Origin of the sequence: Methanocaldococcus vulcanius M7 (genome assembly GCF_000024625.1) — an archaeon.
Lineage (GTDB): Archaea > AGJL01 > Methanococci > Methanococcales > Methanocaldococcaceae > Methanocaldococcus > Methanocaldococcus vulcanius.
This window is the reverse complement of sequence record NC_013407.1, coordinates 1,531,753-1,546,917: the sequence shown is the minus strand read 5'-3', so window position 1 is coordinate 1,546,917 and position 15,165 is coordinate 1,531,753. Positions and strand designations below refer to the sequence as shown.

Here is a 15,165-nt window from a genome sequence, read left to right as displayed (position 1 = left end):
TTAAATTGTTATATTTTAAAGGTGGCAATCATGAGAGAAATGATAGATGCTTATTTTAAAGAGCACGGATTAATAGACCATCAGATCGAATCATACAACGATTTTGTAGAAAATAGATTACAGAGTATCATAGATGAAGTTGGTTATATCGAAACAGAGATCTCTGGTGGGTATAAAGTAAAATTAGGAAAAATAAAGATAGGTAAGCCAGTTATAAAAGAGGCAGATGGATCTTCAAGGAAAATAACCCCAATGGAAGCAAGAATAAGGGATTTAACCTATTCCGTCCCTTTATATTTAGAGATGATTCCAATAATCGGAGAAGGAGAAGAAGAAAGAGAAGGAGATGTTGTTGAAGTATATATCGGAGAGCTTCCAGTAATGCTCGGCTCTAAGATCTGCCACTTATATGGAAAATCGAGGGAAGAACTTATAGATATGGGAGAAGATCCTGAGGATCCACTTGGATACTTCATTATAAACGGAACTGAGAAGGTTTTAATAACACAGGAAGATCTAATTCCAAACAGAATTTTATGTGAAAAAGCAGAAAGAAGCGGGAAGATAGTTGATGTTGCGAAGGTTTTTTCGACAAGGCATGGATTTAGGGCTTTATGCACTGTTGAAAGACATCCAGATGGTTTGTTATATGCTACATTTCCAGGAATGCCAGGACAACTCCCATTTATTGTATTAATGAAAGCACTCGGAGCTGAAACAGATAAAGATATAATGGATGCAATCGATGATGAAAGATTTTTTATGGAAATTGTTTTAAATATTCAAGAGATAAGAGAAGAGCATAATATAAACACACCAGAAGATGCATTAGAATTTATTGGTAAAAGAGTTGCTCCAGGACAAGCAAAAGATTACAGAATAAAAAGGGCAGAAACGATATTGTGTAATTATTTGCTTCCTCACTTAGGAGTTAACAAAGAGGACTTCCCAAAGAAAATAAAATTCTTAGGGATAATGGCAAGAAACGCGTTAGAACTATATTTTGGATACAGAAAAGAAGATGACAAAGATCACTATGCCTATAAAAGAGCCAAGTTAGCTGGGGACTTAATGGAAGATCTCTTTAGATATGCATTCAGCCAACTTGTTAAAGATATAAAATATCAGTTAGAGAGACAAACACTAAGAAACAAGACCCCATCAATTCAAGCGGCAGTTAGAAGCGACATACTAACTGAAAGAATAAAACATGCTATGGCAACAGGAACATGGGTTGGAGGGAAGACAGGAGTTAGTCAACTTTTAGATAGAACAAGTTATTTAGCAACAAACTCTCAACTAAGAAGAATCGTATCTCCACTCTCACGATCCCAGCCACACTTCGAAGCAAGAGAACTGCACGGAACCCATTGGGGTAAAATATGTCCTTCAGAGACGCCAGAAGGTCCAAACTGTGGTCTTGTCAAAAACTTTGCGATAATGTGTAAAGTTACAAGAGAAGAAGATGACAGCAAAATTATAGACCTCCTAAAATCCTTTGGAGCGAAGATTTCGTAAAAATTTTCCAAATAAAATGAGAATCAAAAATTAAAATTAAAAATTAAAGTTAGAGTAAATTGAGACCTCTTGATTTTAAAAATATAATTTTTTAGAAATCCTTATTTGTATGGTCTTATATGATTATCTCAAAAATTTGCCAGAAATAACATTTTTAGGTGAAAAACTTGGTATCAAGGGAAGCTAACATCTATGTTAATGGTAAATTAGTTGGAACTACTGAAAAACCAGAAGAACTCGTAAATTATTTGAGAGAAAGAAGAAGGCAAGGAGAACTTCCACAAAATACAACTGTTGCATATAACGAAGAAAGCAACGATATACACATAAACACGGATGCTGGGAGGATAGTTAGACCGTTAATTGTAGTAGAGAATGGAAAGCCAAAACTAACACAAGAGCATATTGAAAAATTAAAAAAAGGAGAAATAACTTTCTCTGACTTAGTTAAAGAAGGAGTTATAGAGTATTTGGATGCAGAAGAAGAAGAAAACGCATATATTGCACTTTCAGAAGAGGAATTGACAGAAAAACATACACACTTAGAGATAGATCCACTAACAATATTAGGTATCGGTGCAGGGGTTGCTCCTTATCCAGAGCATAACTCTGCTCCAAGAATTACGATGGCTGCGGCAATGGGTAAACAATCATTAGGAATACCAATGAGCAATATAAAGTGGAGATTAGACACAAGAGGACATTATCTCCACTACCCACAAGTTCCAATTGTTAGAACTAAGCATCAAGAAATCTTAGGTTTTGATAAAAGGCCAGCAGGACAAAACTTCGTTGTGGCCATTATGAGTTATGAAGGATACAACATGGAAGATGCAATAATCTTTAATAAATCAGCAATTGACAGAGGTTTAGGTAGAAGTACGTTTTTTAGAACCTATGATACATGTGAGAGAAGATACCCTGGAGGACAGATGGATAGATTTGAAGTTCCAGATAAAGGGGTTAGAGGATACAGATCTGAGGAGTGTTATAGGCATTTAGAAGAAGATGGAATTGTTGCAGTTGAATCACATGTAAAAGGAGGAGATGTGATTGTAGGTAAAACCTCTCCTCCACGATTCTTGGAAGAGCACGAAATAACAATACAGGTAAAACCACAAAGAAGGGACTCATCGATTGTTGTTAGACATGGAGAAGAAGGGTATGTGGATAAAGTAATTCTAACTGAAACAAAAGAGGGAAATAGGTTAGTTAAGGTTAAAGTTAGAGATCTCAGAGTTCCAGAGTTAGGAGATAAGTTCGCTTCAAGACATGGGCAGAAGGGGGTTATTGGACTTACAGTTCCACAGGAAGATCTCCCATTTACAGAAAGTGGAATTGTTCCTGACATTATTATAAACCCACACGCAATTCCATCAAGAATGACTGTCGGGCAGTTATTGGAAATGCTCGGAGGAAAAGTTGGATCATTAGAAGGAAGAAGAATTGATGGAACGATATTTACAGGAGAAACGGAGTGGGATCTAAGAAAGGCCTTAGAGGCATTAGGATTTGAATCTCATGGTAAAGAAGTAATGTATGACGGAAAAACTGGAAAGAAGTTTGAAGTTGAGATCTACATTGGTGTGGCTTACTATCAGAAACTACATCACTTAGTTGCTGGAAAGATACATGCAAGAAGTAGGGGGCCAGTTCAAGTGCTAACAAGGCAACCAACAGAAGGAAGAGCGAGAGAAGGGGGTTTAAGATTTGGAGAGATGGAGAGAGATGTTCTGATAGGACATGGAGCAGCCATGCTATTAAAAGAGCGACTTATGGACGAATCAGATCCATATGATATTTGTATATGTTCTAAATGTGGGGACTTTGCTATCTTAGATTATAGAAGAGGGTTAAAATATTGTCCAATCTGTGGTGAGATTGAAAATCTATATAATTCCAAAAAAATTCCATTTGTCAGGATACCTTATGCATTTAAGTTGCTATTGGATGAATTAAAAAGTATGTGCATACTTCCTCGAATGAAAGTTAAGGATAAAGTAGAATTAGAGGATTTTGAGGACTTTATTAATAAATTAGAAAAAGAAAAAGAAAAAAAGAGTGAGATTAAAGAAGAAAATAAACAATAACAAGCAATAAGCAAGTAATGATCTTTATTTCTACCTTATAACTTTTATTTGAATTTCAAATTCTCACAGGTTAAATCATACAAATCATAAATTAATCATAAACCAATAAGTTAATAAATAAATTTATAAGTGAAAATTAAGGCCTGGTGATGATTATGGAGAAATATGAAATTCCTAAAGAGATCGGAGAGATGATGTTCGGGCTATTATCTCCAGATTACATTAGACAAATGTCTGTTGCAAAGATCGTTACACCAGATACCTACGATGAGGACGGATATCCAATAGACGGAGGGCTTATGGATCCACGATTGGGAGTTATAGACCCTGGTTTGGTTTGTAAAACATGTGGAGGAAGAATTGGAGAATGTCCGGGACATTTTGGGCATATTGAGTTAGCTAAGCCAGTAATACATATAGGATTTGCTAAAACAATTTATAAAATATTAAAGGCAGTTTGTCCACACTGTGGTAGAGTGGCAATAAGCGAGACCAAAAGAAAAGAGATCTTAGAAAAAATGGAAAAATTAGAGAGAGATGGTGGAAATAAGTGGGAGGTCTGTGAGGAGGTTTATAAAGAGGCATCAAAAATAACCGTCTGCCCTCACTGTGGAGAGATGAAATATGATATAAAATTTGAAAAGCCAACAACATACTATAAAATAGATGGAAATGAAGAAAAAACACTAACCCCTTCAGATGTAAGGGAAATATTAGAAAAAATCCCCGATGAGGACTGTATTCTACTTGGAATAAATCCAGAGGTTGCAAGACCAGAGTGGATGGTTCTCACAGTTCTACCAGTTCCTCCTGTAACTGTAAGACCATCTATAACCTTAGACACAGGAGAGAGGAGCGAAGATGATTTAACACACAAGTTAGTAGATATTATTAGGATAAACAATAGATTAGAAGAAAATATCGAAGGAGGAGCTCCGAATTTGATTATTGAGGACTTGTGGAATCTTTTGCAGTATCACATTAACACGTACTTTGACAACGAAGCTCCCGGAATACCACCAGCCAAACACAGAAGCGGAAGGCCATTAAAAACCTTAGCTCAGAGATTGAAAGGTAAAGAAGGAAGATTTAGATACAACTTAGCTGGTAAAAGAGTTAACTTTTCATCAAGAACTGTTATATCCCCAGATCCATGTCTCAGTGTTAACGAAGTGGGAGTTCCGGAAATAATTGCAAAAGAATTAACTGTTCCAGAGAAAGTAACAAAATACAACATTGAGAGAATTAGAAAACTCCTTAGAAATGGATCAGAGAAACATCCAGGAGTTAATTATGTTATAAGAAAAATGATCGGTAGGGATGGAACAGAACAAGAGTATAAAGTCAAAGTAACAGAAGGAAATAAAGAATTCTGGGCTGAAAATATAAAAGAAGGAGATATAGTTGAAAGGCATTTGATGGATGGAGATATTGTCCTATACAACAGACAACCATCTCTACACAGAATGTCTATCATGGCCCATAGAGTTAGAGTTCTTCCATACAGGACATTTAGGCACAATCTCTGTGTATGTGTTGATGGAGACACTACTGTGTTGTTAGATGGAAAATTAATTAAAATTAAGGACTTAGAAGATAAATGGAAAGATGTCAAAGTTTTAACTTCAGATAATTTAAATCCAAAATTAACAGCATTAAGCAACTATTGGAAATTAAAAGCAGATGAGTATGGAAAGAAGATTTACAAAATAAAAACAGAACTTGGAAGAGAAATTATAGCAACAGAAGACCATCCATTCTATACAACAAATGGCAAAAAGAGATGTGGGGATTTAAAAGTTGATGATGAACTTATAATCTATCCAAATGACTTCCCAATGTTTGAAGACGATAATAGAGTAATAGTTAATGAAGAAAAAATCAAGAAGGTAATTGATGACATTGGAGGAACTTACAAAAACAAAGTTATTAATGAGCTAAAAGATAGGAAGTTAATTCCTTTGACATACAACGACCAAAAGGCATCAATCTTAGCAAGGATTGTTGGACATGTAATGGGAGATGGTTCTTTAATAATAAACAATAAAAATTCAAGAGTTGTATTTAGAGGAGATATTGAGGATTTAAAAACAATAAAAGAGGACTTAAAAGAATTGGGTTATGATGGAGAGGAGATAAAATTACATGAAGGAGAAACTGAAATAACAGATTACAACGGCAGAAAAAGAATAATTAAAGGTAAATGTTATAGCTTTGAAGTTAGGAAAAAATCGTTATGCATACTATTAAAAGCACTTGGTTGTGTAGATGGAGATAAAACTAAAAAGATGTATGGCATTCCAAATTGGATTAAAACTGCTCCAAAGTATATAAAGAAAGAGTTTTTATCGGCCTACTTCGGTTCTGAATTAACAACCCCAAAAATTAGAAATCATGGAACTTCGTTTAAAGAGCTAACGTTTAAAATAGCTAAGATTGAAGAGATATTTGATGAAGATAGATTCATTAAAGACATTAAAGAGATGTTAAAAGAATTTGGTATTGAATTAAAGGTTAGGGTTGAAGAAGGCAACCTAAGAAAAGATGGATATAAAACAAAAGTTTATGTCGCTTCAATATACAACCATAAAGAATTCTTTGGAAGAATTGGCTATACCTACGCTAACAAAAAAGAAACATTAGCAAGATATGCCTATGAATACCTCCTTACAAAAGAGAAATATCTAAAAGACAGAAACATTAAGAAGTTAGAAAATAACACCAAATTTATTACTTTTGATGAGTTTATAAAAGAGAAATGCCTTAAGAATGGATTTGTAAAAGAAAAAATTGTAAGTATTGAAGAAACAAAAGTAGATTATGTCTATGACATAACTACAACTTCAGAGACACACAATTTCATTGCAAACGGCTTTTTAACAGGAAATTGCCCGCCCTACAACGCTGACTTCGACGGAGACGAGATGAACTTACACGTTCCACAGTCAGAAGAGGCAAGAGCAGAGGCAGAGGCATTAATGCTTGTGGAAAAACACATTCTCTCTCCAAGATTTGGAGGGCCAATAATTGGAGCTATACACGACTTCATCTCAGGAGCTTATCTCTTAACCTCAAACTACTTTACAAAGGATGAAGCAACCCTCATTTTAAGAAGTGGAGGAATAAAGGATGAGTTATGGGAGCCGGATAAGGTGGAGAATGGTATCCCACTATACTCTGGCAAGAAAATATTCAGCAAAGCACTACCAAAAGGATTGAATTTGAGGTATAAGGCAAAGATCTGTAAAAAATGTGATGTCTGTAAAAAAGAAAACTGCGAATATGATGCCTATGTTGTAATAAAAGATGGAGAGTTAATTAAAGGAGTTATCGATAAAAACGGTTATGGATCAGAAGCAGGTTTGATATTGCATACAATCGTTAAAGAGTTTGGCCCAGAAGCTGGAAGAAAATTCCTTGATTCATCTACAAAGATGGCAATAAGAGCAATAATGTTGAGAGGATTTACAACAGGCATTGATGATGAGGATCTGCCAGAGGAAGCATTAAAAGAGATTGAAAAAGTTTTAGATGAGGCGGAAGAGAAAGTTAATGAGATAATTGAAAAATACAAAAGAGGGGAACTTGAATTACTTCCGGGTCTTGACTTGGAGGAATCAAGAGAGGCACACATAAACAATGTTTTAAGAGAGGCAAGAGATAAGGCAGGAAAAATAGCTGAAAAACACTTAGGGATGGACAACCATGCAGTTATTATGGCACTTACTGGGGCGAGAGGTAATATTTTAAACTTAACACAGATGGCTGCATGTTTAGGTCAGCAGTCAGTTAGAGGAAGAAGGATATTTAGAGGATACAGAGGAAGAGTCCTACCTCACTTTGAAAAAGGGGACTTAGGAGCAAGATCTCACGGATTTGTTAGAAGTAGTTATAAAAAAGGATTAAGCCCAACAGAGTTTTTCTTCCATGCTATGGGGGGAAGAGAAGGTTTAGTCGATCAGGCGGTTAGAACTGCTCAGTCAGGATATATGCAGAGACGACTAATTAATGCCTTACAGGACTTAAAAACAGAGTTTGATGAGACGGTTAGGGACTCAAGAGGAATCATGATTCAATTTAAATATGGAGAAGATGGTGTAGATCCAACACTTGCAGATAGAGGAAAGGCAGTTAACATAAGCAGGATAATTGACAAGGTTAAAATGAGATACAATAAATAGCCAATAAACTGGTAAATACTTGATTTAAACATTCATGGATATTTATTTGGATTGAGATTTTGAATTAAACTCTTTAAAACTTTTTTTAATTAAGATGATTGATGGACTGACAGAAAGAAGGAGAATAACATAACATATCGAACTTGAAAAACAGGTGAGGCGCATGGACATCGAAGCACTCAGAAAGAAAATAGACAGTTTAAATCTGCCAAAATCCTTAAAAGATGAATTGTTTGAAAAACTTTCAAAAGATAGGGAAATAACGGATGAAATGGTAGAGGAAATCATATATGAGGTAGTTAAGGCCTATGAAAATGCGTTAGTTGAGCCATATGAAGCAGTGGGAATCGTTGCTGCCCAATCCATTGGAGAACCGGGAACACAGATGTCTTTACCGTATGAAGAGAAAATTATAATCAAAGAAGGGGATTATATTAGAGCGATTGAAATTGGGAAATTAGTTGATGACATGATTGAGAAGTTTGGAGTTGAAAAGATTGGAGAAAGTGAGGTTTGTGATTTGCCGATTGAGATATATGCCCTAAGTTTAGATCAAGATGAAAAAGTTCATTGGAAGAGGATAATCAGTTGTATAAGACATAAACCTAATGGAAAATTAATTAAAATAAAAACAAAATCAGGTAGGGAGATAACTGCAACACCTTATCATTCATTTGTTATAAGAAAAGACAACAAGATAATACCAGTTAAGGGTAGTGAGTTGAAAGTTGGAGATAAACTTCCGGTCGTAAAACATGTTCCAGCAAACTGTGTTGAAGCAATAGATCTATACGAATCAGATATTAAGAATAATTCAACAATAATCTTAGATTATAATCTTGGATACCACATAGGTGTTTGTTTAGCCAAGAACAAGTTGGATAATAGTGCAATTATGTCTTACTTCGCTTCACAATCTAAAAAGATACCCGACTTTGCACTTGGAGGCAACAGGGACTTTGTTAGAGGGTTTCTTAAAGGATATTTTGATGAAAATGCAATTGTAGACACTAAATTAGGAAAAATAATGATTTCTTCAGATTCAAAAGAGGTTGCTAATGGAATCTCATTATTGTTAGCGAGATTTGCCATATACACTATAAAAAGACATAAAAAATCCAACAGTAAAAAAGAAGAGTTTATCGTTGAAATACCAAAACCTTATATAAAAAAGTTTTATGAAGAAATTGGATTTTCAGATGAAGAGAAAAATAATGAATTAAGCCAGTTGATAAATAAATTAGATAATAAAAGGTATATTCATGATTCAATTGATATGATCCCTTCCATTGGAAATGCACTAACTAAGTTAGGAGAAAAAGTTAATTATCCAGAAATAATTTTAAAGAAATTTGAAAGAAAGCAGGAAATTAGAAGAAGCATATTACAAAGACACCTTAGAAGAATAGAGGAATTGGCAGTTAAGAGAGGAATAAATATTTTGGCTTTAAAGGAGTATTGGTTATTAAAGAAGGCAGTTGAGAGTGATGTTGTTTGGGATGAGATTGTTAAGATTGAAGAGATAGATTATGATAAAAAATATGTTTATGATATAAGTGTTGAGGGTTTAGAAACATTTACCACATTTGAAGGAATCTTAACGCACAACACAATGAGAACCTTCCACTATGCAGGGGTTGCGGAGATTAACGTTACCTTGGGTTTACCAAGGATGATCGAGATTGTGGATGCAAGAAAAGAGCCATCGACACCAATTATGACTATACATCTAAAAGAAGAATACAATAACAGAGAAAAAGCTGAACAAATAGCGAAAGAAATTGAAAGCTTAACCTTAGGAAATATTGCTGAGAGTATAAGTATAGATCTTTGGACTCAATCAATAAAAGTTGAGTTAGATGAAGAGAGATTAGCCGATAGGGGCTTAACTATTGAAAATGTTGTAGAAGCCATTAAGAAAAAGCTAAAAGTTAAGATTGACGTTGAAGGATCCACCTTATACTTGAAAATAAAAACACCTTCAATAAAGGCACTTAGAAAAAGAATCCCAAAGATCAAAAACATACAATTAAAAGGGATACCAGGAATTGAGAGGGTCTTGGTTAAAAAAGAGGAAAGAGATGGCAAAGAAGAGTATGTTCTATATTCACAGGGATCTAATTTGAGAGAGGTCTTTAAAATTGAAGGAGTAGATACAACAAGAACCACAACAAACAATATTATTGAAATTCAGGAAGTATTGGGTATAGAGGCAGCGAGAAATGCTATAATTAATGAGATGAGAAACACATTAGAGCAGCAGGGTTTAGAGGTAGATGTAAGGCACTTAATGTTAGTTGCAGATATTATGACTGCTGATGGAGAGGTTAAACCAATAGGAAGACATGGAGTTGCTGGAGAGAAAGGTTCTGTCTTAGCAAGAGCGGCATTCGAGGAGACGGTTAAACATCTCTATGCCTCAGCTGAAAGGGGGGATGTGGATAAGTTAAAAGGAGTTATAGAAAACGTTATTGTTGGGAAACCGATATACTTAGGAACAGGATGTGTTGATTTAATGATAGACAGGGACTATGAAGAAGGCAAAAATAAAGAGGAAGAGTAAAGTTTTTATATTAAAAGATGATAAGAGTTTAGGGAGAGTATCTTTTAAATCCCCTCACTATTTTTAAGGGATGATGAGACATCGATGTGCTGAGTTATGATGAGAAATTACCCTCTGACCGAATCTTTTAAAATTTAAAACTAAAACGTTTTAGAGCATAAAAAGGGTTTGGTATTTTTAAATCAATTTTAACTCAACTGTCCAAAAAGTATATAAATATCGAATAACTATTATCGAAAACCAAATAATGTAATTACCGGTAGGGGTATTTTTGGGCTTTCGCTTCACGAAAAATGCGAAAGTCCTTAAAGCCCTCCGGAGTAAAAAATGAGAAGGAGGGAGAAATATGGATGTAAATAAAGCAATCAGAACTGCGGTAGACACTGGTAAAGTTGTATTAGGTTCTAAAAGAACAGTAAAATTTGTTAAACACGGAGAAGGAAAATTAGTGGTTTTAGCCAGCAATATTCCGAGTGAAATAGAGGAAGATGTTAAATACTACGCTAAGTTATCAAACATTCCTGTTTATCAACACAAAATAACATCGTTAGAATTAGGGGCGGTTTGTGGAAAACCTTTCCCAGTTGCTGCTCTTTTGGTTTTAGATGAAGGGCTCTCAAACATCATGGAGCTGGTAGAGAAGAAGGAAGGTGGTGAATAATGGCTAAGGTAAGATTAACAACAGAAGAAATTATGAAGATTGGATTTTTTGAAAAAATTGCTAACGTTCCGATACTTGACTGTGTATTAAACGATGAAAGGGTTGCTTTTATTGTAAAGGAGGGAGATGTAGGAGCGGCAATTGGGAAAGGGGGAGAAAATGTTAAAACAGCTGAGGAGAAGTTTGGAAAAAAGGTTGACATCATTGAATACTCAGATGATTGGAGAAAATTTATAAGGAATATCTTTGCCCCCATACACTTAGAAGATGTTTGGGTTAAGAGAGTTGGAAAAGATGTTGTTGCTTTTATAAAAGTCAGTCCAAGATCAAGAAAAGCAATTTTTGGAGAAAAAGGAAAAAACTTAGAAAGAGCATTAGAAATTTTAAAAAGACATACAAAAATTACAAAAATAAAAGTAATAGTTGAGAAACCAAAACCTAAAAAAAGAAGACCAAGAAGATCTTTTAAAGAACAAAAAGAGGAAACACAAGAAAACGAGACCAAGCAAGTAGATGGACAATAAATAATAAAAAAAGATAAAACAATAAAAATAATATAAGATAATAATTGAATACAAAATTCCAATAACCAAATACAAATAAATGGACGTAAATAAACCTCACAATTAAAAATAGATATAAAAACATTAAACGATTAAATAATAAGGAATAATAAGAAAAATAAGGAAGGTGAAGGTTTATGAGTGGAAGTAAATCACCAAGAGGAGAATTTGCTGGAAGAAAGTTAAGATTGAAAAGAAAATGGTGTAGATGGCATGATTACAACTATGTTAGAAGGGTCTTAAAATTAAAGCAGAAGTATGACCCATTAGAAGGGGCACCAATGGCAAGAGGAATTGTTATTGAAAAAGTTGGTTTAGAGGCAAAACAGCCAAACTCAGCTATTAGAAAGTGTGTCAGAGTTCAGTTAATTAAAAACGGTAGAGTTGTTACTGCCTTCTGTCCAGGAAACCACGCTATAAACTTCATTGACGAGCACGATGAAGTTATTATTGAGGGTATTGGAGGGCCTAAAGGGCCAAGAGCTAAGGGGGACATTCCAGGAGTTAAGTATAAGGTTATAATGGTTGGTAGAAACTCATTAAGAGAATTAGTCAGAGGAAGACAGGAGAAAATCAAAAGATAAATTCCCTATATCTAAATTTATATTTAAATTTACCAAAAATTTTGAAAGAGTTAAAGATGAGGTGGTAATTTGGAACTCGATGAAATTAAGATATTTGGAAGATGGAGCACAAAGGATGTTGTTGTTAAAGACCCAGGTTTAAGAAACTACATAAACTTAACACCAATCTATGTTCCGCACACAGCAGGAAGGTACACAAAAAGACAGTTTGAAAAAGCAAAAATGAACATTGTTGAAAGATTAGTAAATAAAGTTATGAGAAGAGAAGAAAACACAGGTAAAAAATTAAAGGCATTAAAAATCGTTGAAGAGGCATTTGAAATTATAGAAAAGAGAACAAAACAAAATCCAATACAGGTTTTAGTGGATGCGATTGAAAACGCTGGGCCAAGAGAAGATACTACAAGAATTTCCTATGGAGGAATCGTTTATTTACAATCCGTTGATTCATCATCATTAAGAAGAATTGACATCGCTTTAAGAAATATTGCTATTGGGGCTTACATGTCTGCTCACAAAAGCAAGAAACCAATTGAAGAGGCATTAGCTGAAGAGATAATCGCTGCTTCAAGAGGGGATATGCAGAAGAGTTATGCAGTTAGAAAGAAAGAAGAAACAGAGAGAGTTGCTCAGTCAGCAAGATAAAATTTTTATATACTTTTCCAAAATTATTTTATTGCATAATCATTACATGAAATACTTTTTAATACACCACACAAACCGATATTGCCTAAATTATTAACTAAAATCAACTAAAATATTAAAATAAAAAATTTATAAAAAATATTAATAACATCAAATAAAGGTGAATACATATGGGAAAAAGGGCAAAAATGATCTCGAAAATTAAAGAGTTGATGGAGAAATATGACAAAATAAGAAATATAGGAATTTGTGCTCACATTGATCATGGAAAAACAACATTATCAGACAACCTGTTAGCTGGAGCAGGGATGATTTCAAAAGAATTAGCAGGAGAGCAGTTGGCTCTTGACTTTGATGAAGAAGAGGCACAAAGAGGAATTACAATTTTTGCTGCAAACGTCTCAATGGTTCACAACTATGAAGGAGAAGAGTATTTAATTAACTTAATTGACACTCCGGGACACGTTGACTTTGGAGGAGACGTTACAAGAGCAATGAGAGCTATTGATGGGGCAATAGTTGTCGTATGTGCAGTTGAAGGAGTTATGCCTCAAACAGAGACCGTTTTAAGACAAGCATTAAAGGAGAGAGTTAAACCAGTTCTTTTCATCAACAAGGTAGATAGATTAATCAACGAGTTAAAATTAACACCAGAGGAGTTAATGAATAGATTTGTTAAAATAATCAATGATATAAACAACTTAATTAGAAAGATGGCTCCCGAAGAGTTTAAGGATGAATGGTTAGTTAAAGTAGAAGATGGAAGTGTTGCATTTGGTTCCGCTTACAACAACTGGGCAATTTCAGTCCCATTCATGAAGAAAAGTGGAATTACATTCAAAGATATTATTCAATACTGTGAAGAAGATAGACAGGATGAGTTGGCTGATAGAGCTCCATTACATGAAGTTGTTTTAGATATGGTTATTAAACACTTGCCAAGCCCACCAGAAGCACAAAAATACAGAATTCCACACCTATGGAAGGGGGACTTGGAATCAGAAGCTGGGAAGGCAATGCTTAACTGTGATCCAAACGGGCCTTTAGCTGGAGTTATAACCAAAATTATTGTAGATAAACACGCTGGAGCTGTTTCTGTGTGTAGATTATTCAGTGGTAGAATTAAGCAAGGAGACGAGGTCTATATGGTTACTAACCAGCAAAAGGCAAAGATTCAGCAGGTCTCTGTCTTTATGGGTCCAGAGAGAATTCCAGTAGAGAGTATTTCAGCAGGAAACATCTGTGCGTTAGTTGGTTTGAAGGAGGCATCAGCAGGAGAAACAATCTGTTCTCCAGACAAGATAATCGAGCCATTTGAAGCAATAACTCACATCAGTGAGCCAGTTATTACAGTTGCTATCGAGGCAAAGAACACCAAGGATCTACCTAAATTAATTGAAATTTTAAGACAGGTAGCAAGAGAAGATCCAACAGTCAAAGTTGAGATTAACGAAGAGACAGGAGAACACTTATTAAGTGGAATGGGAGAGTTGCACATTGAGATCATAACAAAGTTAAAGATTGAGAGAGATGCAGGAATTCCAGTTGAAGTGGGACAACCAATAGTTGTTTATAGAGAGACAGTAACAGGACAGTCCCCAGTAGTTGAGAGTAAGTCACCAAACAAGCACAACAAACTCTACTTTGTAGTTGAACCATTAGAAGAAGGGGTCTTAAAAGCATATAAAGAGGGTAAAATCCCAGATGTTGATACAAAGAGAAAATTAGATGACAAGATTGTCCAAGAATTAATTAAGGCAGGAATGGATCCAGAAGAGGCAAAGAGAGTAATGTGTATCTATGAAGGAAACGTTTTAGTTAATATGACAAGAGGTATTGTCCATTTAGATGAAGTTAAAGAATTAATTATACAAGGATTTAAGGAGGCAATGAAAAACGGGCCTTTGGCAGCAGAGAAGTGTCAAGGAGTTAAAGTTAAGTTGATGGATGCTGTCTTACACGAGGATGCAATTCACAGGGGTCCAGCACAAATGATCCCAGCTGCAAGGTTTGGGGTTAGAGATGCAATGATGCAGGCAAAACCTGTGTTATTAGAGCCAATGCAATTCGTCTATATCAACACTCCACAGGACTTCATGGGAGCAGCGATGAGAGAGATCAGCAACAGAAGAGGACAAATATTAGATATGGAACAGGAAGGAGATATGGCAATTATAAAAGCGAAATGTCCAGTTTCAGAGATGTTTGGATTTGCTGGAGCTATTAGAGGGGCTACACAGGGTAGATGTCTCTGGAGTATTGAGTTTGCTGGTTATGAAAAAGTTCCAAGAGATATGCAAGAACAATTAATTAAACAAATTAGAGAAAGAAAAGGACTTAAATTAGAATAAATTCCTTAA

General features: G+C 34.9%; 9 protein-coding genes. All 9 read left to right on the top strand.

Annotation, left to right across the window (positions count from 1 at the left end):
• Nucleotides 1-30: 30 nt before the first annotated feature.
• The 9 genes from METVU_RS07555 (at nt 31) to METVU_RS07515 (ending at nt 15,156) form a co-directional block, all read left to right on the top strand.
• Nucleotides 31-1,518: a DNA-directed RNA polymerase subunit B'' gene (locus METVU_RS07555; RefSeq protein ID WP_015733608.1), complete on the top strand. Its 1,488-nt coding sequence runs from the start codon at nt 31-33 to the stop codon at nt 1,516-1,518.
• A 158-nt stretch (nt 1,519-1,676) separates the two neighbouring features.
• Complete coding sequence (gene rpoB / locus METVU_RS07550) at nt 1,677-3,608, top strand: DNA-directed RNA polymerase subunit B (protein WP_015733607.1); 1,932 nt, start codon at nt 1,677-1,679, stop codon at nt 3,606-3,608.
• A gap of 155 nt (nt 3,609-3,763) precedes the next feature.
• Nucleotides 3,764-7,789, top strand: coding sequence for a hypothetical protein (locus tag METVU_RS07545; RefSeq protein ID WP_153232543.1), 4,026 nt, complete (start codon nt 3,764-3,766; stop codon nt 7,787-7,789).
• Between the two features lie 163 nt (nt 7,790-7,952).
• On the top strand, nt 7,953-10,352 hold the full coding sequence (locus METVU_RS08910; RefSeq protein ID WP_015733605.1) for a DNA-directed RNA polymerase subunit A'': 2,400 nt from the start codon (nt 7,953-7,955) through the stop codon (nt 10,350-10,352).
• 346 nt (nt 10,353-10,698) lie between these two features.
• Entirely contained in the window at nt 10,699-11,013 is a 315-nt protein-coding gene (locus METVU_RS07535; protein ID WP_015733604.1) for a 50S ribosomal protein L30e, read from the top strand.
• On the top strand, nt 11,013-11,537 hold the full coding sequence (locus METVU_RS07530) for a NusA-like transcription termination signal-binding factor (protein ID WP_015733603.1): 525 nt from the start codon (nt 11,013-11,015) through the stop codon (nt 11,535-11,537). The genes METVU_RS07535 and METVU_RS07530 overlap by 1 nt, the downstream gene beginning before the upstream one ends.
• Nucleotides 11,538-11,713: 176 nt before the next feature.
• Nucleotides 11,714-12,160 carry a 30S ribosomal protein S12 gene (locus METVU_RS07525; RefSeq protein WP_015733602.1) on the top strand — a complete coding sequence of 149 codons (447 nt, stop codon included), beginning with the start codon at nt 11,714-11,716 and terminating at the stop codon, nt 12,158-12,160.
• 69 nt (nt 12,161-12,229) lie between these two features.
• On the top strand, nt 12,230-12,805 hold the full coding sequence (gene rpsG / locus METVU_RS07520) for a 30S ribosomal protein S7 (protein ID WP_015733601.1): 576 nt from the start codon (nt 12,230-12,232) through the stop codon (nt 12,803-12,805).
• A gap of 170 nt (nt 12,806-12,975) precedes the next feature.
• The gene (locus tag METVU_RS07515; RefSeq protein WP_015733600.1) at nt 12,976-15,156 is read left to right on the top strand and encodes an elongation factor EF-2; all 2,181 of its coding nucleotides are present in this window, start codon (nt 12,976-12,978) and stop codon (nt 15,154-15,156) included.
• The last annotated feature ends 9 nt before the right edge of the window (nt 15,157-15,165 follow it).

Excerpts from the sequence above, each read along its gene's own strand:
- METVU_RS07555 (WP_015733608.1), top strand. The coding sequence starts at position 31 with ATGAGAGAAATGATAGATGCTTATTTTAAAGAGCACGGATTAATAGAC.
- METVU_RS07545 (WP_153232543.1), top strand. The coding sequence starts at position 3,764 with ATGGAGAAATATGAAATTCCTAAAGAGATCGGAGAGATGATGTTCGGG.
- METVU_RS08910 (WP_015733605.1), top strand. The coding sequence starts at position 7,953 with ATGGACATCGAAGCACTCAGAAAGAAAATAGACAGTTTAAATCTGCCA.
- METVU_RS07535 (WP_015733604.1), top strand. The coding sequence starts at position 10,699 with ATGGATGTAAATAAAGCAATCAGAACTGCGGTAGACACTGGTAAAGTT.
- METVU_RS07530 (WP_015733603.1), top strand. The coding sequence starts at position 11,013 with ATGGCTAAGGTAAGATTAACAACAGAAGAAATTATGAAGATTGGATTT.
- METVU_RS07525 (WP_015733602.1), top strand. The coding sequence starts at position 11,714 with ATGAGTGGAAGTAAATCACCAAGAGGAGAATTTGCTGGAAGAAAGTTA.
- METVU_RS07515 (WP_015733600.1), top strand. The coding sequence starts at position 12,976 with ATGGGAAAAAGGGCAAAAATGATCTCGAAAATTAAAGAGTTGATGGAG.